Source organism: uncultured Draconibacterium sp., assembly GCF_913060805.1.
Taxonomy (GTDB): domain Bacteria; phylum Bacteroidota; class Bacteroidia; order Bacteroidales; family Prolixibacteraceae; genus Draconibacterium.
Window position 1 is genome coordinate 38,484 of the sequence record NZ_CAJXTC010000002.1, and the last position, 22,064, is coordinate 60,547.

Genomic DNA, 22,064 nt, shown 5'->3' on the forward strand with positions numbered 1-22,064 from the left:
TTATGTAAAGATTAATTCTAGTAACGTATTCTGATTCTTATAGTTACTATGGAATGATAAATTAATTCTATGAAGCGATAAAATTGATTTAGAGGATAAATTAAGGGCTGATAGTGAACATTATTTCAATGTTAACCGGATTTGGGTTGAGGTTGTAAGTCTGTTGAAGTAGGCGAGAAGTTCGTATTTGGGGGGAAATAGGAATAGGATGTCACCTTGTTAAAAAGATGACATCCTTATAAAATGGTTATTAACTGTAAATCAGTAATTGTGCCGTGGTAATGCTTAATTCTCTTTCCATATCGAGCAATTTTTCCAGGCTGTCGTAATAAACCGTCAGTTCAAATAAATACTCGGTAAGCGAAATCGAGCCTTTATCCAGTGCTTTACGCAACAATTCCAAATCGCTTTGCAACGATAGTTGCTCACGAAATTGAGTGATGTTTTGCTGAATGGCGATGGCTTTGGCATGTAAAGTTTTCATTTCGTTGTAAAAACGCAGCTTTTCATCGGTTTCACGATGTTGGGCAGCCTCGTTTTTTAACTGCGCATATTTCACCGTATTCTTATTTTCAAACAAGGGTATTGATACGCCCACTGTAACTCCCTGAAAATGCTCTCCAACTACTTTTTCGCTCATATAACCCGCATTTAGTTTGGGTAGACTTTGCGCCTTTTGTAATTGCGTGTTTTTGTCGGAAATGGCAATTTCCTGTTCTAGCCAGGCCAGCACCGGATTGTTAACAGCAGCTTGTGATGCCCACTGCTCAAAATCGTTATCGATCGGAACGGTTTGAAAAGTCGTCTCTTTAAATTCTACAGCCTTACCACCATTCAATGTAGCCAGCTGTTGCAGCAGCGTTTGTCGTTGAATTTCAATATGACGAAGTTCAGCTTCTGTATTCAAAAGCGTCACTTTTGCTTTGTTTTGATCCAGAATGTTGGCTTCTCCGGCATTCAGTTTTGTTTCAACCGACTTTGCAATCTGGCTGGCATTTTCCTGTCGATTTTGGTATTCTTCCTGCAGCGCATTCTGATAGGTGAGTTCAGAGCAAATCAGTCGCACCTGAAGGAAAATATCCATCTTCTGCTTTTTGTATTCCAGCTCGGCCTGTTCATTTTTCATGTCCGCAATCTGGTTGCGGTAGGCATAAGCCGACGGAAAATCAAACGACTGCTGAACGCTGATATCGGTGCGGTTTCCAATGGCCGACGGATCGCCCCACAAATAATGAAATTCCACTTCAGGATTTTGCAGTTGAATACCTGTTTTATTTCCCATTTTTTCAGCGTCAATAGTTTTTCGGAGCGCCGAAAGGGTAGTGTTATTATTCTCAATCTCCGTCAGCAATGTTTCGATGCTGTTTTGCGCCGAAACAAATTGACTAAGAGTCAGAATCGATATAATTGTGAATATCAGTTGTTTCATTTTATACTATTTTTTATCCAAAAATTACACGTTTAATAAAAAAACCATTTGTTTCAATTACCCCTAAATCCCCTAAAGGGGACTTTTTCGGCTCCCCTTTAGGGGCTGGGGGTGATTTTAGTCTTCGTACAATTCGAGTAATTAGTGGACATTATCTTTCTTTTTTGAGTTTCCATTTTTGCTTAAGGCATAGTAAACGATTGGCACCACATAAATATTCAGGATGGTTGATGTGAGCAAACCTCCCAGAATTACCTGTGCCATCGGGCTTTGAATTTCGTTACCCGGCAAGTCGCCATTGGCTGCCAGCGGAATCAGGGCAAGAGCTGCCGTTAACGCCGTCATTAAAATGGGTAACAAACGGTCCTTTGAGCCATGTACCAGGGTGTCGTACAATTTTTCGCCCTGTTGCTCCAGACTTTGATAACGCGACACCAACAGAATTCCGTTTCGGGTAGCGATACCAAAAAGTGTGATAAAACCAATAATTGCAGGAATACTCAACATCCCCGATGTTAGCATGATGGCAAAAATACCTCCGATCAGTGCCAGTGGTAAGTTCAGTAAAATGATACCTGCCAGTTTGAAGTTTTTGAATTCCTGGAATAAAAGCAGGAAGATCACAAAAAGCGCAGCAATCGATGTTAGGAGCAACATCCGCGAAGCTTTTTCTTCGCTTTCAAATTGTCCGCCGTATTCAACGCGGTAGCCTTCAGGTAAGTCGATATTTTCGTTTACGCTTTGTTTTATCTCTTCTACAACGCTGTGCAAATCACGACCGGCAACGTTTGCCGAAACCACCAGTTTACGTTTTACATTTTCACGACTTATGGAATTTGGTCCGCTTGCAGAAACGACTTCTGCCACTTCACTTATTGGTACTTTTTTCCCGTCGTACGTGTCGATCAGCGCATTTTTTATGCCTTCCAGCTGGTCGGTGTAATCTGTTTTGTAACGCAGCAGCAAATCGTATGTTTGTTGTCCTTCGTAAATGTCGGCCATTTTTTCACCGCCAAGTGCGATGTCTACAAATTCGTTGAATTCGTGAATTGAAATGCCATAAAAGGCCAGCATATCACGATTGGGACGAATCTGGATTTGCGGAATTTCAACTTGCTGTTCAACGTTTACGTCTACCAGCCCGTCGATGTCAACAATGTGTGACTTAATTTCATTGCCCATTTGGAACATCCGGTTTAAATCGGAGCCAAACAGTTTAATGGCGATGTTCGCACGCGTTCCGGAAAGCATGTGGTCGATGCGGTGCCCCAAAGGCTGACCAACGGTAAATGCAATTCCAGGAATTCCTGAAAGTTTGCTGCGCACATCGTGTAAAAATGTTTCAAGTTCGCGGTCGTTAAGCGTAAAATTCACATCAATTTCGGCACTGTTGGTGCTTTGCGAGTGCGTGTCCAGTTCGCCACGTCCGGTACGTCGGGCAGTGCTGTTAACTTCGGGAATTGACAGCATCTCAGTTTCAACCAGCTCGCCCAGTTTGTCGCTTTCGTGCAGTGATGTTCCGGGTTGCGTGATTACCGAGAGCGTTAATGCTCCTTCGTTAAATTCGGGTAGGAAACTACGTCCGAAACCTGAGAAAATAAACAGTGAAACCACAAACAAACCAAGAATTGGGAATACCACTACTTTTTTGTGGTTCAGCACCCAAATCAGTGAACGCTCATAACCCACAGTAAGATTTCGTGCCAGCCAGCTTTCTTTTGATTTTCGTAATAAATAGTTGTCGCTCGACAACATCATTTTCGAAAGTAACGGAGTCAACGTCATGGCCACGATCAGCGACATAAACAAGGAAACAATGTAGGCAATACCGAGTGGTTTTAGCATGCGGCCTTCCATTCCCGAAAGGAAAAAGAGCGGCATAAAAGCAACAATGATGATCAGTGTTGCATTTAAAATAGACGCCCTGATTTCTTTTGAGGCCTCGTAAACCACTGCGAACGCGCTTTGTCGTTCACCTTTTGGTAGCTGGAAATTCTGCCGGAGACGTTTGTATACGTTCTCCACATCGATAATCGCATCGTCAACCAGGGAGCCAATGGCGATGGTCATTCCACCTAAACTCATGGTGTTGATATTCAGACCGAAAATATTCAATACAATTACCGATCCCAGCAAAGAAATCGGAATGGCAAGCAGCGAAATCACCGTCGTTCTGAAACTTCCTAAAAACAAAAACAGAATAACGATAACCAAAACTGCACCTTCCAACAGCGCACGTTGCACGTTATTTACCGAGGTCTCGATAAAATCGGCCTGCCGGAATATTTTAGTATTAATAGTTACATCGGGCGGCAGCGTAGCTTTCATTGCTTCCAGCTTTTGTTCGATGTTCTCAGTAACGTCAAGCGTATTGGTTTTTGGTTGTTTCGAAACCGAAATTATAATCGACTTTTTCGCATTGTGTGAAGCGTAACCCATTTTTACGGCACTGCCAATTTTCACTTCGGCAACATCGTTTACCCGAATTGGTTTGCCATTTACCGTTTTTACGAAAGTGTTTCCCAGTTCTTCGGGATTTGAGGTACGGGCAACACCGCGAACCACATATTCATTGCCATGTTCGCGAACGATTTTACCCGTTGAATTCTGGCTCATTTCACGGCACGCATTGGCCAGCTCGTTGATAGAGACGCCGTAAAAATTCATTTTTAACGGATCGGCCAGCACCTGGTACTGTTTATAATCGCCGCCAATAATGGTAACCTGCGAGACGCCGCCTGTTGCCAGAATCACCGGTTGAATATCCCATTCCGCGATTGAACGCAGCGTCATCAGGTCAGTAGAGTCGGCTTGCAGGCTCATAAAAAATATTTCGCCCATTACGCTCGACTGTGGTGCCAGAATTGGTTCACCCACATTTTCGGGCATTGCTTCCTGCACGGTAATCAATTTTTCACTTACTACCTGGCGTGCTTTGTAAACGTCGGTTCCCCAATCGAAATCGACCCATACAAATGAAAAGCCCAGTCCAGATGATGAACGCACCCGCCGTACACCCATTGCACCATTTACCGCCGTTTCAATAGGGTAGGTAACCAGGCGCTCCACCTCTTCGGGAGCCATGCCGTGTGCATCGGTCATTACAATTACGGTAGGCGCTGTAAGGTCGGGAAACACGTCGATATCCATGTTTTTTGCCGTGTATATCCCAAACACCACCAGCACCACCGAACACAAAATAATCAGGTATTTGTTGTTCAGCGAGAACTTTATAATGTTGTTAATCATAGTGTCTGTCTTTTAGTGAACATGCCCGGCATGCGGATCCAGAGCTCCGGTTGATTTTGCCAGTTTTACCTGCATTGCACCTTGTGTTACAATTCGCTCATCGGCGCTTAATCCAGAAACCACTTCGGTTTGTAAACCATCCGTTCCGCCAATTTTTACCTCGCGTTTTTCGAACATTTCGGGTGTTGCCTGCACAAAAACATAGTAAATGCCTTGTTCTTCCAGCAACGCACTGTTCGGAACTGTAATCGCTTGTGAATTCGTCATTGTTTTTAGAAATACTTCAACAAAAGTTCCCGGAGCAAAACCTGCATGATTTGCTATTTCAAGACTCACCGGAAACAGGTACGAATCATCACTTGCCGACTTACCATACGAAAGAATTTTGCCATTCAGCTCTTCCAACGTAAAAGTTTTATTGTCGTGCATGGTTGTGATGTTTGCCGTATTTATCGATGGCAAATACGAAAGATATTTCTGTTGTACCTGCGCGGTAAGCAGCAGTTTGTTGTTTTGCGTGATGCTCACCAAAGGTTGGCCGGCAGCCACATATTGCCCGTTGCTGACAAAGATCTGTTTTACAAAACCACTCATTTTACTTTTCACCATTTGACCGGATTCATTGAAGTTCTTCGATAGATTTTCGTAAACGGCTTTACTGGTTTCGTAGGTATTCTTTGCATTCAACAATTCCTGTTCCGACACCAGAAGATCTTTTACCAGTTCTGATTTTCGCTCAAAATTCGCTTTACTGGTTTCGAAATTGCTTTTGGCTTCTGCCAGTTGAACGGCAAAGTTGTTCTCCGCCATTTCGCTGGAAGAAATCGTAAACAGTTTTTCGCCGTTGGCTACTTGTTTTCCTTCAACCAAATTGTTGTTCGAGAAGATTACCAATCCCGAAGCTTTTGCCGCAATAATCTCTTCTTCGCCACGTGCAGGTTCAATTTTTGCCACTGTTTTAATTGCCGGCCCAAATTCCTGTTGCTGTGGTAAAGCAGTGGCAAAATCAATTTTCCACGACTGTGCTTTTGTAAAAACAGTAGCGTTTACTGCAGATGGTTCATCTCCGTGATCGTGATGTGCTTCCAGTTCTTCATCACTGGCAAAAACGTCTACATCGTCGATGGCTATTTCATAATGATTGCCTCCGGTTTCAATCACAAAATGTAAACTTCCTTCGCCTGTTGTACCCGGTTCCAATTCAAAACTGTAGATTCCTTTTTTAACAGGCTCATCCAGTGTTTTGCTAATGGTTTTTCCGTTTACAATAAGTTTGGCCGTAATTTTCGCCGATTCATCGAGCGGCTTAAAATCCTCAAGCGATGTGAAATGTGCCAGTACATCAGCGTGCTCGCCGCTTACCATTCCGTCGGCTTCGGCAAACAATTCAAAATCGCTGCTGTACGCGGTGTACTGTATTTTCTCGTGTTCGTGTTCACTTTCGGTCGCTTCAGCTTCATGTTCGTGATCATGTTCAGCTTCGCTATTATGGGTTGAGTTTTGATGGCATGAAAACAACAGAAAAGCTATTGTGGCCACCCATAAATATTTCAATTTCATCTTATTAAAATTATTTGTTTTCTATGGAATAAGATGGAACTCGTCCAGATTTTTCGGGACTCGTTTCATTATTAATGCTATTTAATTTTCCAAATAATAATTGGATTTCGATTCAATCGAATCTGAAAAGTGTTGGGGCGGGAAAATTAAACTACAGGAGGTGCGCGAAGCCCTTTTGTGGAAGTGTAAATGTTTGTGGGTAGGGGAATGGTTCCGTCGATGTGATACTGCCAGTTGCTTTCGGTTATCTTTAAATCGGCATTAAACAAGCCGGTAATTAGCAACGAGCAGTAGGAGTCTTGCAGCGTGGTAATAATTAGTGGCTGGTCGGCTCTGATTTGCTTTCCCGGAAGTACCAGCAGGTTGTGAAGTGCGCAGTCGGTCGATTCACTTTCAGAGTGGTCGTGCGTACAACTTGCCGTTTGAGCTGATGTCTCGTGATGGTGATAAAAACACTGACATTCGGATGTTTCGATAACTGCCTGCCCGTTGTGCAAATGATGCGGAATAAACGCATGCGACAGTATGATTGCTCCTGCAAGAATCAGTAAAAAACTTCCGATATGATTTATAGTTTTCTTCAAGCTCTAATCGTTCAGTTCTCTTCCGAGGAAAGCAAAAATAATAAAAAGTTGCAGAATGGGGGCTTTTGTTCAACTTTTGCAAAAATTACAGTTGCCTGATAACTTTTGTAAGTTTATCTTTTATTTCATGAGCAATTGGTTCTATAGCAGCATTGTTAACCGCCATCATCGAGGCAACCGGGTCGATAGCAGATACATTGATCTTGTTGGAATGCGATGATTCCTGCACTACAACATTACAAGGAAGCATTAAGCCAATGTGTTCTTCGGCTTTCAGTACCTCAAAAGCTTTTGGTGGATTACAGGCGCCAAGTATTTTGTATTTTTTGAAATCAACATCCAGTTTTTCTTTTAGTTTTTCGTGGATATCAATTTCTGATAATACTCCAAATCCCTCTTTTTTAAGTTCTTCTTTTACCTTTTCTACTGCTGAATCAAAGTCCGTTTCAATGGTTGTTTCAATATAGTACTTCATAATAATAAATCTTAAAGTGTTGCTTAATAGGCTTATAAAACCATGCCATTTTTAACAGGTTTGCTAAGCGTATTGTTTACGAGGCATGTCGCTAAATAGTTGACATTTGTTTGTAGAAATTCTACTACAACCTGTGAAGTCAGACCACAAAAAAAGGGTTTCACAAACTTATGAAACCCTCGCTTTTTAGTTCAATAAAAAATTAATGCATATGTCCTTCGTGTCCTTCTTCCATTTTGGATTCTGCAGTGCGGTCGTATTTACAACAGCCTGGAAGTTTGTCGTAAACTTCGTCTTTGGCTTTGTGCATATCGGTGTCGTGCCCAACAGCTGCAACAGACATGTGTACTTTGTGAATGTCGGTTTTTGCATCGTCGAAAGTAACTTCCAGCATTTTGGTTTCTTTGTCCCAGTCTGCTTTCGAAACACCATCAACTGCTTTAACAGCTTTTTCGATGCGGTTTTCGCACATTCCACAGTTTCCGTACACTTTAATTTTCTCCGTTTTATTTCCTGCAAAAACGGTAAATGCACCCATCATAAATAGGGCTACTAAACTTAAAACTTTTGTTTTCATCGTATTAAATTTTAATGGTTAATAAATTGAATTTCATTTTATCGTGTCTTGGGTTTCCCCGCAACTCAGCATCATATCTCCGAAATAGGGATTTCGGATCTCTTTTGTCTCGCTTAACCAGAAAGCTCCCTGGTCGTTGTTGGCCATGGGGCAGAACTGGTAATAAGCTGTTTCGTTATCCAGCCCGAACATCTTCAGGCTTTGGTAGAACACCGGGTTAAATGTGGCGTATTCTAATCTTTGCTCATCGATGTTGGTGCTGTTGCCAATTTTTTGTAACGATGGTTTTAGAATATTTAGCTGATCCATCCACGCCATGTGTGTATCGCCTTTTAGTAATTCCATTTGAACGTTTGCAAGAGCTGCAGATGTGTTCTTTGCTTCCGCACTTACTTTGGCTGCATCTGTTGCGATAAAAGCCTCGTTCATTTTCAGGTAAGCTTCGTAAAATGCGGTAAGCTGTTTTACAAATGTTGGATCAACTTCCTTTGGAGTAGTAGTGAGGGTTTTACTTTGAGTGAAGCCCTCACTCTTTTCTGAAGCTGGGCTCATCATGCTCGGTTTGCCGGCAAGCTGTGCTGCCGCATCAATACTAAAAGTGCCGTTTACCGCAATTTCTTCGCCTTTTTGAAGACCATTTTCAATAACGTAACTTTCGCCAAGGGCCGGGCCAAGATCCACCTCGCGCATGTTAAAATATACACCCTGTTCGGTTTCTGATTTCACGTACACTACCGAACGTTCGCCGGTCCACATAACAGCGGTTTTAGGCACCACAACTGCATCGGTTTGTGGCAGTTTTGCCTCCACTTTTCCCGATACAAACATTTCTGGTTTCAGCTTTAATCCTTTGTTGGATTGAACAACCCGCGCCTTGGCAACTCTTGTTTTCGGATTGATAACCGGATCGAGGTATTCGATCGTTCCTTCAAATGTTTCGCCGGGTAACGACTCAATGTTATAAGTCACCTTATCGCCTTTTTTAATCCATGGCAAGTCCGATTCATACACATCGAAAAGCACCCAGATTCTTGATAGATCAGCAATCTCGTATATCGTTTGCCCTCTGCGCACATAATCGCCGGTATTCACCTTTTTCTGCGTTACATAACCCGAAACTTCAGCCCTTACATCGAATGTCTGCTGCGCTGTTCCTGACGCTAAAACCTGGTTGATCTGTTCGTCGGTGAGTTTCCAGTTTTTTAGTTTTTCTTTGGCAGCTGCGAAAAGCTGTGGTTGCGATTCTTTAATCTTTTGTGCTTCAAACAACTCTTCCTGAGCGGTTACCAAATCGGGCGAATAAACCGAAGCGATCACCTGTCCTTTTTTCACATAGTCGCCGGTAAAATTCACCAACAAATCTTCGATCCTGCCGGGAATATGCGACGATTGTGAAAAAATCAGCCGTTCATCTTCCTGAACTTTTCCATCGAGCCGTACCACTTTTAGCGGTTCTGCAGCGCCAACAATGGCTGTTTGAATATTGGCTAACTGCATTGCTGTGGCCGACATACTCACTGCATTCAGATCAATTTTACCATTCTGTTCTTCTTCCAGCGGAATTAAATCCATTCCGCAAATGGGGCAGTCGCCGGGTTCGTGCTGTCGAATCTGCGGGTGCATCGAGCAGGTCCAGATTGTTTCTCCGGCCGCTTCTTCGGCACTGTGTTCATGCTGGTGTTCTTCGGTAACTTTTGCCTCTGAGCCTCCAAATATCAACCATCCCAGCAACAAGCCAATTGCCAGTGTTGACAGCACTATTAGTATTGTTTTTCTGTTCGTATTCATCGTTAATATGTTTTTGCCGTGATGTAATTTAGTTTTGCCAAAGCGGTTTGATATTGCGTTTCTGCCATGGCCTTCATTTTTTCGTATTTAAGCAGTTGCTGCTGCATACGAAGTACCTCTTCGAAATCTTTTCCCGAATTTCCATAGGCGCTAAACAACAAGTTCAGCGTTTGATTGGATTCAAGAATTTGCTCGTCATACAAATCGATTAAATCTTTTTGCTGTTGAATTTGAAACCAAATAGATTCATATCCTGAGGTAAGCGAATTGATGGTTTCCTCTTTTTGGTAGGAATATTTTTCCTGCATCAGTTGCGCCTCTTTTTCGGCTGCCCGGTATTTTTTTCTGAAAATTGGAATGCTAACCGAAACCATAGGCATGAATATGTTCTTCCCGTTGTCTTCCACTTCCATATCCGTGCGTTTTCCAACGATTGCATAATCAAGCCCAACACCCATTTTCGGTAAGCCTTGTCTTTGCGCAGCCAGCTCACTTTTTTCACTGGCTTGTTGTTTCAGATCGATTGCGTCGAGCATCGGATTGTTGGTCAGCAAAGAATCTCTCCTGAAATTTTCAGGCAACGATTCTACTACTAATGAATCCTGAACAAGTACAGCTTCATTCTCTTCTCTGTTGAGCAAGTTGTTGAAGGTAACCAGCAATGGCTTTTCCTTTTTAGTCAGAATACTAAGATTGGTTTGTGCATCTTTCAGCATAATATCAACCCGCAAAACATCGGTCATTGGCGAAACACCGTTTTTGAATTTGGAGTTGGCAATGGTTTTATACGATTGTAGGATTTCGATATTTTCCTGCTCAATTGCTTTTAGCCGGTTCAACTCAATTAACGGATAATACGCCTCCGAAACGCTGTAATAAAGTCGGTTGCGTGCATCAAGAAATGCCTGGTATTTGGCATCGGCCATTAACGAAGCAGCATCAGACTGAGCTTCCAAAGTTCCAAACCACGGGAACATCTGGCTCAACGAAAACTTGGCGCGTTGCGGTCCCACACGTGTTTCTACAGGCGAAATAAAATAACCGAAAGAAAACGTAGGATCGGGCAAGGAACTTACCTGCGGTACTTTTTGCAGCGCAGCCTCAAAGTCTTTGTATTGAGCTTGCAGTCCCGGATTATTTTCGGCAGCGATTTGGAAATAATCTTCCAGCGTTTGAGCGTTTGCCGCGAAGGACAACGTCAATAATAAGATCACAGCAGTAGAATGGAGAAAATTACTTATTCTAAACTTGAACACAGTTCTACTACGCTCACTGTGACTGTCAGACTGAGCGAAGTCGAAGTCTGAACGCTGAATCGCTGAAGAATTTATTCGCCAATTGGTATTTATTATACTTTTTCTTCGCATGACTTACTGTTTTTTAATTTTTCGTTCTTCCCTGAAGCTGTACAATACCGGCACAACAAAAATGCTGATGAGTGCCACGGCCATTCCCCCAAACGACGGGATTGCCATCGGGATCATTATATCGGAACCACGTCCGGTAGAAGTAAGTACCGGCAGCAGTGCAATCATGGTGGTTCCTACTGTCATCAGTGCCGGGCGAATTCTTCGTAAACCGGCCTCAACTACAGCAGCTCTCACTTCTTTCAGATTTTGCGGACGGTTGCGTTCGAAACTCTGATCGAGGTAAGTGGCGATCAACACGCCGTCGTCGGTAGCAATACCGAACAGCGCAATAAATCCTACCCACACCGCCACACTCAGGTTAATGGTGTGCATCTGGAAGAGATCGCGGAAATTGGTGCCAAACACCGAAAAGTCCATAAACCAGCCTTGTCCGTAAAGCCAGATCATCAGAAATCCTCCGCTGAATGCCATGGCAATTCCCGAGAAAACCATCAGAGATGTGGAGACCGATTTAAACTGGAAGTACAAAATCAGAAAAACGATGACCAGTACAATCGGTACAATGATCGACAGCCTTTTTTCAGCACGGATTTGGTTCTCGTAGCTTCCCGAGAATTTGTAGGTAATCCCGGCCGGAACTGTCAATTCTCCCGAATCAATTTTGTCCTGTATCACTTTCTGTGCATCGTTTACCACGGTAACTTCCGAGAACCCTTCGTTTTTATCGAAAAGCACGTAACCTACCAGGAACGTTTCTTCACTTTTAATTGCTTGTGGACCGCGCTGGTATCGGATATGTACCAATTGGCTCAGCGGAATTTGTGCTCCGGTTGGTGTTTTCATCAGGATTTTTCCCAGCGATTCCGGATCATCGCGTAATTCCCGGGGGTAACGTACTCTCACCGGAAAACGTTCGCGTCCTTCAACGGTGGACGTAATTTTCATTCCGCCAACAGCCGTTTCAATGGTTTGCTGAACATCCTCCACATTCAAGCCGTAGCGTGATATTTTATCCCGGTCGATATCAAAAAGTAAGTAGGGTTTTCCCACGATCCGGTCGGCAAAAACAGCCTGTGCTTTAACCGAAGGAACCGTTTTCAGGATATCTTCCAGTTGAATTCCAAAATTTTCAATGGTATTCAGATCCGGTCCGTAAACTTTAATTCCCATTGGGGCGCGCATTCCGGTTTGTAACATCACCAAGCGTGTTTCGATCGGCTGCAGTTTTGGCGCCGACGTTACGCCCGGAATTTTTGTTGCGTTTACAATTTCGGTCCAGATATCGTCGGGCGATTTTATTTTATCGCGCCAGTTGCGATAGAAATTTCCCTTATCATCCGGGATCAGATCTTCCCGGGTAATTCCACGTTGCAATGCCTCTTCGTTGTTGAGTTTCTCACCGTTCGTCAATACAAAACGATCTTCTTTATCTACTTTAAATCGTACACGGTGACCTTTTTCATTCAACATGTATTCCGGTTTGTAGTTGATCACGTTTTCATACATCGAAATCGGTGCCGGGTCGAGTGCTGATTCAACACGTCCCATTTTCCCGACCGACAGATCGACCTCAGGGATGTTGGTTAGCAACATATCGAGCTGACCAACCACTTTTTGGTTGTAGGCCATACCGGAGTGGGGCATCGATGTTGGCATCAGCAAAAAGCTTCCTTCATCCAGCGACGGCATAAATTCTTTGCCAATTCCGGGGAAAGAATGTGCCAGCGTGGACCAAACTTTAGTAGTTCGTACGTTCCAACCTTCTTTGTCAAAACCTTTCGGAACGAAGCCAAACAGGTTGTTAAAACCCATCCATGAAGTGATTCCGACAAGGATTAGGAACGATGGAATAAGTAAAAATGCCACTTTATGATCCAGACACCAGCTTAAAATGCGTTTGTAGAAATGTTCGAGAAGCAGAAAGGCTCCCAAAATTATTCCGACCAGCAGGCCGACAAAAATGAAGTTGGTTACGATCGTTCTTGAAGCGCCGAGCGGCAGCCAGTATTTAGCCAACAACCAAACAACGGCAACTACCGAAATAATGATACTGGCGTGTTTCAGAACAAGCAGACCAAATTTTTTCAAGGAAGCTACGAATGTGGAATCCTCTGTCGTAATCACCGCTTTTTCACCGTAAACCTGGTTGAGTAATCCTGAAATACCAAAGGCGATAAGGATGGCTCCGGCCCATAAATACCCGGCAACAATAGCAATAATACCTGCGGGAATAATGGCAATGTTCAGCCAGCGTACAATATTTTTCTTCTTGATTTTTGCGCCAAATACCCAGTGCGCAAATGCCGGTAGAAATATCAGTGAGACAATTAGCGCTGCTACCAATGCAAATGTTTTGGTAAATGCTAATGGCCCAAAAAGTTTTCCTTCTGCAGCCTGCATGGTAAATACCGGAATAAAACTTACAATGGTTGTAGAAACAGCTGTTAAAATGGCCGAACTAACCTCGGCCGCACCGTCATAAACGGTTGTAATCAGTTTTTGTCCGGGTGGCGCTTCTTCAATGTGTTTTATAATGTTCTCGGAGAGGATAATACCCAAATCAACCATGGTTCCGATGGCGATGGCAATACCCGAAAGTGCCACAATGTTGGCATCAACACCAAAGTAGCGCATGGCAATAAAAACCATAAGTACCGCAATCGGCAGCAAACTCGAAATCAGGAACGAAGCCCGCAGGTTCAGCACCATAACAATTACCACTAAAATGGCAATCAGAATTTCGAGTGACAGCGCTTCTTCCAGCGTTCCCAGCGTTTCATGAATCAACGTTGAACGATCGTAAAACGGAACGATGGTTAGCTGGCTTTCCACTCCATTGTCCAACGTCTTTTTAGGAAGACCGGGTGCGATCTCAGCAATTTTTGCTTTTACATTGTTGATTACCTCCAGCGGATTTGCACCGTAGCGGGCAACCACAACACCACCAACAACTTCGGCACCGTCTTTATCAAGTGCACCACGTCGCGTTGATGGTCCGAGACTAACAACTGCAATATCTTTTACGCGAATCGGCACATTGTCCTGAACCGCAACCACGGCTTTTTCAATGTCCTCAACATTTTTAATGTAACCTAATCCGCGGACGAGGTATTCTGCCTGGTTAATTTCAATGGTTTTTGCACCCACATCGCGGTTCGATTTCTGAACTGCCTGCATAACTTTGTGCAGCGGAATGTTGTAAGCTTTTAACGCATCGGGATTTACATCGATCTGGTATTCCTGCACAAAACCACCAATGGAAGCAACTTCGGAAACTCCTTCAGCAGCATTCAACGAATACTTGACGAAAAAATCCTGCACGGTTCGGATTTCGTGTAAATCCCAGCCTCCGGTTGGATTACCATCTTTGTCGCGCCCTTCAATGGTGTACCAGTAAACCTGCCCGAGCGCTGTTGCATCGGGGCCAAGGGCGGGCTGAACACCATCAGGCAAAAGTCCTGAAGGCAATGAATTCAGCTTTTCCAATATCCGCGAACGCGACCAATAGAATTCTACATCTTCATCAAAAATGATGTAAATACTTGAGAATCCGAAAATGGATGAACTACGAATGGATTTAACACCCGGAATACCCAACAAATAAGTTGTTAATGGATATGAAATCTGATCCTCAATGTCCTGAGGCGAACGTCCCATCCACTGGGTAAAGACAATTTGCTGGTTTTCTCCAATATCGGGAATGGCGTCAACCGGCACCGGATCTTTTGGCAGCACTCCTGTGTCCCAGCCAAACGGTGATGTGATTATTCCCCAACTTACAAGGAGGATCAAAACCAGTATTGTAACCAGCTTATTTTCAAGGAAAAATTTTATGATTTTATTTAGCATACCTTTTTGCTATGAAATTATACAATAGAAAATCGAGATCATGAGCAGTCATGATCGGATAATTTATCATAATAATTTCATAAAAGGTATAATTGCTCCTCAGCAAGGAATTCCCTCACCGTTGGTGGAGGAGGATCATTTGTTAATTCGAATTCTTCAGTTAATTCGTTGGGGATAAGAATATCAGGGTCAAGCAGCGTTTGATGCATAACATCAATTTCAGCAAGTACCGGAATTGCAGAAATTACAGGTGCCGAAAAATCTTCTTTAACCTGGTAGAAATGATTTTCGTTAGTACAGCATCCGCCATCGTCGCAGCATGAATCTGCCTGGGCGAAAATTGAAACATCAACCAATGAACTGTGGCAATAATGTTTGCTCACAGCGAATCCCATTGTTGTGGCCAACAAAAGGGTTGCTAAAATAATATGGCTGAGTTTTCTAATCATTAATAATTACTACTTCACTAAATAAACGTTTTACAAAACTAAAGGTTTAAACGATTTGGACAACCGTTTAACAAAGCTTTAACATGCTTGGGTTATACAGCTTTGTAGCCAATCGATTCAACAGTTTCTTTTACTTTATCAAGGTCGATGTTGTCGCCCTCTAAAGTCACCGTTTTTTCAGCAAGATTTACTACTGCGCTGTCTACAAACGCCAGTTTTTGCAGGTTGTTTTCAACGTTAGCCTTGCAATGGTTGCAAGTCATTCCTTCAACTTTAATCGTTTCTACTTTCATTTTATTGTAATTTATTTGTGTTTCAGATTGTTCTTTTGGAGTCCGGTATCGCTGGATGTAACCGTTTATGATCAGTCCCAGAAGTAAAACTCCGGAAGCAATTTGCCACCAATTCAGGTGAGTTCCATGGTCGTGACCTAAATGTTGTTGTGTAATTTCGGTAAACCACTGTACGGGCAGTAGGTAATCAATAATCAATCCCGATCCTAAGGCACCAATAATAATAGTTCCGAGATAGGTAAACAGGCTTTTTTTGCCCAAAACTTTACCGATCATAGTAATTGTAGCTGCATTGGTTGCAGGGCCGGCCATAAGCAGAACAAAAGCTGCTCCCGGACTTACACCCTTTAAAATAAGGATGGCTGCCAGCGGAATTGAGCCGGTTGCACAAATGTACAACGGAACCGAAACCACCAAAATTAGCAGCATTTGCAAAATTGGCGACAGGTTTAAAAGTTCAAAGAAATCGTTGGGTATCAAAGCTGAAATAATGGCGGCTAAAACCAGACCAATAATCAGCCATTTTGAGATATCCTGAATAAACTCTACAAAACCGTAACGAAAAACATCCTTGATTTTCTGTCCAAGTGATTTCGGTTTTGAGACAGTATCTGCGACGTGCTGCTGCACCGGTTCATTTTTTGTGATTACACTCGTAATTAAACCTCCTGAAATTCCGGTAATTAATGCGGCAATCGGACGAATAATAGCAAATGGTAATCCCATAAGCGAAAACGTTGCCAAAATAGAATCTACACCGGTTTGTGGCGTAGAAATCAGGAATGAAACAGTTCCACCTTTTGACGCACCATTTTTATATAAAGCCGCTCCGGTAGGAATTACTCCGCAAGAACATAACGGCAGCGGTATTCCGAGTAATGATGAAAAAACAGATGAGCGAAATGGTGAACCATTAAAATACTTGTCTATTTTCTCGCGAGGAATAAACGCATACAAAAGTCCGGCAAAGAAAAATCCCAGTAAAAGATAGGGTGCCATTTCACCCAAAATAGTAGCGAAATCGCCTAAAAACTTTACTATGTATTGTCCTGCTTGCATTCTATTGAATTTTACAATACAAAGTAAAGCAGGATAATGGAGATTTTGTTTACACGATTTTGGAAATGATTTATAATATTTTGGGGTTTTATCCGATTAGCAATGAATATCAATTCGTTTAACCCAATCCGCCAGTTGGCGGAAGCGAATTGATTGTCTCTGCTCCCTTAAGGAATGGGGTACTCAGAGAGAATCAATTGTCGAGTGAATAAATTATGAAGGCTTTATTTGAAATGAGCAAGTTATACCTCGTCAAGCGGTTTTCGTTTGTTTTCCTTCAGTTTTTTAAAGTGTGAAGGCGTTAATCCGGTAACCTTTTTAAACTGGTTCGACAAGTGCTGAACACTGCTATAGCCCAGTTGATACGATATTTCATTTAAAGTAAGCTCGCCGTAAACCAGCAACTCCTTAACTTTCTCAATCTTTTGATTGATGATGTATTTCTCAATCGTTATTCCTTCTACCGATGAAAACAACTTACTCAAGTACGAATAATCGTGACCAACTTCTCCGGCAATCAACTCCGAGAAGTTAACCGGCTCTTTTTCGTCGTTTGAGTAATGTGTTTTTTCGATGATAATGGTTTTTATCCGGTCGATCAACTGGCTTTTTTTATCATCCATCAACTCAAAACCATTGTCGTTCAGAACTGAGCGCACTTCTTCGGTTTGGTCTTTATCCAGACTTTCAGCAATACCAACTTTGCCCAGTTCGATCGTTTCAATCTGAATGTCGAGCTTTTCAAGTTCTTCTTTCACCACTTTTATACAGCGGTTACAAACCATATTTTTTATGTGCAGAACCTGTTTCATTAAGTTGCATTTAAATGCTCAAACAATGAGAAAGGGGAGTTTCCCTTAACTACTTAAACGATTGTTGCAGCGCTACCATTTTAATGGCAGTAACAGCAGCTTCGTCGCCTTTGTTGCCCAGTTTACCTCCGGCACGGTCGAGCGCCTGTTGTTCGTTGTTGGTAGTTAAAACACCAAAAACAAACGGTTTGTTGTATTTCAGGTTCAAATCTTTTGTGCCCTGAGTTACACCTTCGCAAATGTAGTCGAAGTGGCGGGTGTCACCCTGAATAACGCAACCCAACAGAATAACAGCATCAACGTTATCCAATTCTGCAAAATACTGTCCGCCCAAAGGAAGCTCAAAAGTTCCGGGAACATATTTTACCGAAATGTTTTCGTCAGTGGCTCCGTGTTTTTTTAAGGTGTCAACAGCGCCGTTTCCTAATGCCGATGTAATTTCCCAGTTCCATTCGGCCACTACCACGCCAAAACGCATGTTTTCTGCTGATGGTACCGAATTAATATCGTATGCTGATAAATCTTTTGTTGCCATAATTCTGTCTTTTTGTATTGCTGATAAAGCAAAAGTAATGTTTATACAAACAAAAAACCCCTCCGAAGAGGGGTTTAACTATCGTTTGAATTCTTTTTAATTCAATTTTGTTTTGATGCGGGCAATGTAACGGTCGGCATTTGTGCCTTCCGAAGATTGCGGATATTCCGCTTTAATATCTTCGTACAACGCCAGTGCATCTTCCAACTCATCCATCGATTCCAGCAGGTTAGCTGCTTTCATCATATAAACCGGAGTTGTTAATTCGTTATCGGTAACTGAATAAGCTTTTTTGTATTGTTTCAGCGCGCTGTCGGTCTCACCCAATTCAAGGTAAGCATCGCCTTTTGCACCTTCGGCAACCGGAGCCAGCAATAAATCGTCGGTTTTAAAATCATTTAAATAATCCAGTGCTTCTTCGTACTGTCCCATATACAAATATGAAATACCAGTGTAGTATTTTGCACGGTTAGCCGATTTTGTCATTCCGTAATCGTCGATAATATCAAGGAAACCTAAGTAGTTCCCATCGCCGTTGATAGCGAGATTAAACGAATCTTTTTCGAAATAATTCTCGGCCATAAACATTTGCGATACAGCTTCGTCTTCTTTTGGTTGTACATAAAACTTGTTAAAACCAAGGTAAGCGGCAACAACTATAATAATTCCACCAACTACATAGCTGATGATTTTCGAATTATCTTCAACAAATTGTTCCGTTTTTGTTAACGCACTTTCAAGTTCCTGTAAATTATCGGCTTGCTCTACATTCTTCTTTGCCATTTCTCTCTTTTTCAAAATTGTGCCGCAAAAATAGCTTTTTTTTCAAAACAGATAAACCAATGCTTATTTTATTTTCCAGAATAATCAACATAGTTGTGTTATTAAGTCCTTTTTGTCAACATTTCAGAAATGTGCAGCGTTTTTATTTAGTTTTGTACGAACGAATACAAAGAAACAGCTAATGCATATTGAAGAGATTTCAATTGTAAATTTTAAAAATATACTGGAGGTTAAGGCTGAATTTTCGCCCAAACTGAATTGTTTTATCGGTAAGAACGGTGCCGGGAAAACCAACATGCTCGACGCTATTTATTACCTGTCGTTTTGCAAAAGTTTTTTTAATGCCACCGATCAGCTGAATATCAATCACGAGGAGAGTTTTTTTATGCTGAACGGGAATTACAGCCGGATGGAATCGAAAGAGACGATTAATTGTGGGCTGCAAAAAGGGCAGAAAAAGCAGTTTAAACGAAATACAAAGGTTTATAAAAAGTTGCAGGAACATATTGGTTTGTTGCCTTTGGTGATGATCACGCCGTCGGATGTAAACCTAATTTTAGGGGGCAGCGACGAGCGCCGAAAATTTATGGACGGTGTAATTTCGCAATACAACCAAACTTACCTCGACGATCTTTTGAAATACAACCGGGCGCTGATGCAGCGGAATAACCTGCTGAAACAATTTGCCAGCGATCGTTATTTCGATGAAGAACTGTTGGGAATCTGGGACGATCAGTTGGTGGAATACGGAACACGCATTCACGAGGAACGGACACGATTTGTAGAAAAGCTGATTCCGGTTTTTCAACGCTACTATAATTATATATCGGGCGGAAACGAAGTAGTGGAGTTGGTGCATCAGTCGGATTTGTATGATTCGAATCTGGAAACGCTGCTAAAAGCTTCGTTGCAAAAAGATCGGGTAGTGCAATACACAACAGTGGGGATTCATAAAGATGATCTGCAGTTAAAAATTGGCGATTACCTGATAAAAAAACTGGGCTCGCAGGGACAGAAAAAAACCTATCTGGTAGCATTGAAACTGGCACAATTCGAGTTTATAAAAGAGATTTCGGGCATAAATCCGATCCTTTTACTGGACGATATTTTTGACAAACTGGATCAGCACCGGGTGGAGCAAATAGTTACAGCTGTGGCGGGCGAACAGTTTGGACAGATATTTCTGACAGATACCAATCGCGAGCATCTCGACACTATAATTAAAAAAATGGATGCCGATTATCGTATTTTTAAAGTAGAAAACGGAAAAGTAGAACTGGCACAATGAGACGAAGTAATACACAATCGTTAAGCGAGGTTTTAAAACAGTATATCGAAGAAAACCGCATGGAGCGGAAGCTGAAAGAAGTGGATATTGTTCAGGGCTGGGAAAATCTGCTCGGAAAAACCATTGCGCGTTACACCCGAAATATTTACATCCGCAACCGGATTTTATATGTTGAAATAACTTCTGCAGTGGTTAAAAACGAACTGTTTTTAATGCGCGAAGAAATTTGCCGACGAATAAATGAGAATGCCGGAGAAGAGATGATTACACGAATTGTATTTAAATAGTGCCAATAAGAAAACATCGATAACTGCGTTACACGTTTTCTGAAAACAGTCATTTACGAAATTAAACTCCTTGATTTTCAAAAAACGCAAGCCTTGTTCTCAAAGTTTTCTTATTTGACACAAAAAAATGATAGTTTTAATTAAAACGGAATAACTAAACAAACTATGGATATTGACGAATTAAACGAAAAATTTGGAGTTGAAGGTGAAGTTGGTTTTATGGAACTCGACGGCGATCTGCCTTTTATAACCATAACAAATAAATATGCTGAGGCTGATATTTGCTTGTACGGCGCGCAAATTACCAGTTTCAGGCCCATGCGAACCACCGATGTTTTGTGGATGAGCCCGTACAGCGTTTTCGAAAAAGGCAAAGCAATTCGTGGTGGTATTCCGGTTTGTTTTCCGTGGTTTGGCCCGCATGCAAGCGATTCGGCTTTGCCACAACACGGTTTTGCACGAACATCGATGTGGGAAGTTACCGAAGTAGATACAATGGAAAAAGGGGAGACTTACGTCTCCATGCAGCTAAAATCGTCGGAAGAAACAAAAGCTTACTGGCCCCATGAGTTTATTGCTGAAATGATCTTTGAAATCGGTGATTCATTATCGGTTACTTTAAAAGTTAGCAATCCTTCTGAGGCAACAATTTCGTACACATCGGCACTGCACACTTACTTCAATTTGTCGGCTATCGAGAACATAAAAATTGCAGGACTGGAAAATACGCACTACGAAAATCAGTTGGACGGCAATCGTTACGTTCAGGAAGAAGAATTGCTGGAAGTGAAGGAAGCTACAACAAGGCATTATTTCGATACGAAAGCCGATTGTATCATTCACGATCCGTATTTTAAACGAAGCATCCGAATTGTTAAAGAGGGAAGTAAATGTTCAACGGTATGGAATCCCGGAGCGGAAGCCTGTGCTCAAATGGATGACATGCCAAACGATGGATACGAAACTTTTGTGTGTCTGGAAACGGTGAACAAGATCAACGATCAGATCGATCTGGCTCCGGGGGAATCGCACGAAACAACAGCTGTAATAAGTGTTGAATAAACAACGAGAATCAAGGGTTGAAAATACGTATTGGGAGTTTGGATTTTCTTCCTTTTCTACCTCGATCCTAAAGGATGAAAGAGAGAAAATCCTTGGTCATCCTTTAGGATAAGAGGTAAAACCAAGGATTTTGCTGAGATCTAACTTCAACCCTTGATTCTCATAAATATTCTATTCGTAGTCGTAAAAACGTTCGAAAGTAGAAAAGAAAAAGTCGGCTTCGCGTGTAGCATTTTCATCGCTGTCGGCGCCATGAACGGCATTTTCGGTAACACTGCATGCAAACATTTTTCGCACGGTGCCTTCTTCTGCATTCTCCGGATTAGTGGCTCCAATCAGTTTCCGAAAATCTTCAATGGCATTTTCTTTTTCCAAAATGGCTGCAATAATTGGTCCCGAGCTCATAAACTGCACCAGCTTGTCGTAGAACGGTTTTCCTTTGTGAACTTCGTAAAAAGCACCGGCTTGAGTTGTAGACATGCGCGTAAGTTTCATCGCACGAATTTTAAAACCGGCATCGTTTATCATTTTTAAAATTGCGCCCTCGTAATTCTTTCTCATTGCAGTGGGCTTAATCATTGTAAAAGTCCTGTTTCCAGCCATGTTAATGTTGTT

18 protein-coding genes are annotated in these 22,064 nt (G+C 42.2%); 3 read left to right on the plus strand and 15 right to left on the minus strand.

The window, feature by feature from the left end:
• Window positions 1-250 precede the first annotated feature (250 nt).
• From QZ576_RS01475 to QZ576_RS01540, 14 genes are all read right to left on the minus strand, one after another.
• On the minus strand, window positions 251-1,429 hold the full coding sequence (locus tag QZ576_RS01475; protein ID WP_297093617.1) for a TolC family protein: 1,179 nt from the start codon (window positions 1,427-1,429) through the stop codon (window positions 251-253).
• Window positions 1,430-1,570: 141 nt separating this feature from the next.
• On the minus strand, window positions 1,571-4,678 hold the full coding sequence (locus QZ576_RS01480; RefSeq protein WP_297093618.1) for an efflux RND transporter permease subunit: 3,108 nt from the start codon (window positions 4,676-4,678) through the stop codon (window positions 1,571-1,573).
• 12 nt (window positions 4,679-4,690) lie between these two features.
• Complete coding sequence (locus QZ576_RS01485; RefSeq protein WP_297093619.1) at window positions 4,691-6,238, minus strand: efflux RND transporter periplasmic adaptor subunit; 1,548 nt, start codon at window positions 6,236-6,238, stop codon at window positions 4,691-4,693.
• 146 nt (window positions 6,239-6,384) lie between these two features.
• Entirely contained in the window at window positions 6,385-6,822 is a 438-nt protein-coding gene (locus tag QZ576_RS01490; RefSeq protein ID WP_297093620.1) for a hypothetical protein, read from the minus strand.
• A gap of 85 nt (window positions 6,823-6,907) precedes the next feature.
• The gene (locus tag QZ576_RS01495; protein ID WP_297093621.1) at window positions 6,908-7,297 is read right to left on the minus strand and encodes a DUF302 domain-containing protein; all 390 of its coding nucleotides are present in this window, start codon (window positions 7,295-7,297) and stop codon (window positions 6,908-6,910) included.
• A gap of 202 nt (window positions 7,298-7,499) precedes the next feature.
• Window positions 7,500-7,874: a heavy-metal-associated domain-containing protein gene (locus QZ576_RS01500; RefSeq protein WP_297093622.1), complete on the minus strand. Its 375-nt coding sequence runs from the start codon at window positions 7,872-7,874 to the stop codon at window positions 7,500-7,502.
• Between the two features lie 33 nt (window positions 7,875-7,907).
• Complete coding sequence (locus QZ576_RS01505; RefSeq protein ID WP_297093623.1) at window positions 7,908-9,662, minus strand: efflux RND transporter periplasmic adaptor subunit; 1,755 nt, start codon at window positions 9,660-9,662, stop codon at window positions 7,908-7,910.
• A 2-nt stretch (window positions 9,663-9,664) separates the two neighbouring features.
• Complete coding sequence (locus QZ576_RS01510; RefSeq protein ID WP_297093624.1) at window positions 9,665-10,876, minus strand: TolC family protein; 1,212 nt, start codon at window positions 10,874-10,876, stop codon at window positions 9,665-9,667.
• 156 nt (window positions 10,877-11,032) lie between these two features.
• On the minus strand, window positions 11,033-14,881 hold the full coding sequence (locus tag QZ576_RS01515) for an efflux RND transporter permease subunit (RefSeq protein ID WP_297093625.1): 3,849 nt from the start codon (window positions 14,879-14,881) through the stop codon (window positions 11,033-11,035).
• Window positions 14,882-14,958: 77 nt separating this feature from the next.
• Entirely contained in the window at window positions 14,959-15,330 is a 372-nt protein-coding gene (locus tag QZ576_RS01520) for a hypothetical protein (protein WP_297093626.1), read from the minus strand.
• Between the two features lie 92 nt (window positions 15,331-15,422).
• Window positions 15,423-16,682: a permease gene (locus QZ576_RS01525; protein WP_297093627.1), complete on the minus strand. Its 1,260-nt coding sequence runs from the start codon at window positions 16,680-16,682 to the stop codon at window positions 15,423-15,425.
• A gap of 242 nt (window positions 16,683-16,924) precedes the next feature.
• Window positions 16,925-17,494 (minus strand): AraC family transcriptional regulator, encoded by a 570-nt coding sequence (locus QZ576_RS01530; RefSeq protein ID WP_297093628.1) that lies wholly within the window; start codon window positions 17,492-17,494, stop codon window positions 16,925-16,927.
• Between the two features lie 49 nt (window positions 17,495-17,543).
• Window positions 17,544-18,029 carry a 6,7-dimethyl-8-ribityllumazine synthase gene (gene ribH / locus QZ576_RS01535; RefSeq protein ID WP_297093629.1) on the minus strand — a complete coding sequence of 162 codons (486 nt, stop codon included), beginning with the start codon at window positions 18,027-18,029 and terminating at the stop codon, window positions 17,544-17,546.
• 96 nt (window positions 18,030-18,125) lie between these two features.
• Window positions 18,126-18,812, minus strand: coding sequence for a tetratricopeptide repeat protein (locus QZ576_RS01540; protein WP_297093630.1), 687 nt, complete (start codon window positions 18,810-18,812; stop codon window positions 18,126-18,128).
• A 181-nt stretch (window positions 18,813-18,993) separates the two neighbouring features.
• Between QZ576_RS01540 and QZ576_RS01545 the strand changes: the two genes are divergently transcribed.
• The 3 genes from QZ576_RS01545 to QZ576_RS01555 all read left to right on the plus strand — a co-directional run bounded on the left by QZ576_RS01545 (window position 18,994) and on the right by QZ576_RS01555 (window position 21,449).
• Window positions 18,994-20,100 carry a DNA replication/repair protein RecF gene (locus QZ576_RS01545; protein WP_297093631.1) on the plus strand — a complete coding sequence of 369 codons (1,107 nt, stop codon included), beginning with the start codon at window positions 18,994-18,996 and terminating at the stop codon, window positions 20,098-20,100.
• Window positions 20,097-20,387, plus strand: a complete 291-nt coding sequence (locus QZ576_RS01550) for a DUF721 domain-containing protein (protein WP_297093632.1) — start codon at window positions 20,097-20,099, stop codon at window positions 20,385-20,387. The genes QZ576_RS01545 and QZ576_RS01550 overlap by 4 nt, the downstream gene beginning before the upstream one ends.
• Before the next feature lie 165 nt (window positions 20,388-20,552).
• Window positions 20,553-21,449 carry a D-hexose-6-phosphate mutarotase gene (locus QZ576_RS01555; protein WP_297093633.1) on the plus strand — a complete coding sequence of 299 codons (897 nt, stop codon included), beginning with the start codon at window positions 20,553-20,555 and terminating at the stop codon, window positions 21,447-21,449.
• Between the two features lie 171 nt (window positions 21,450-21,620).
• Here QZ576_RS01555 and QZ576_RS01560 read toward each other — a convergent pair whose 3' ends face one another.
• The gene (locus QZ576_RS01560) at window positions 21,621-22,052 is read right to left on the minus strand and encodes a nucleoside-diphosphate kinase (protein ID WP_297093634.1); all 432 of its coding nucleotides are present in this window, start codon (window positions 22,050-22,052) and stop codon (window positions 21,621-21,623) included.
• Between the last annotated feature and the right edge of the window lie 12 nt (window positions 22,053-22,064).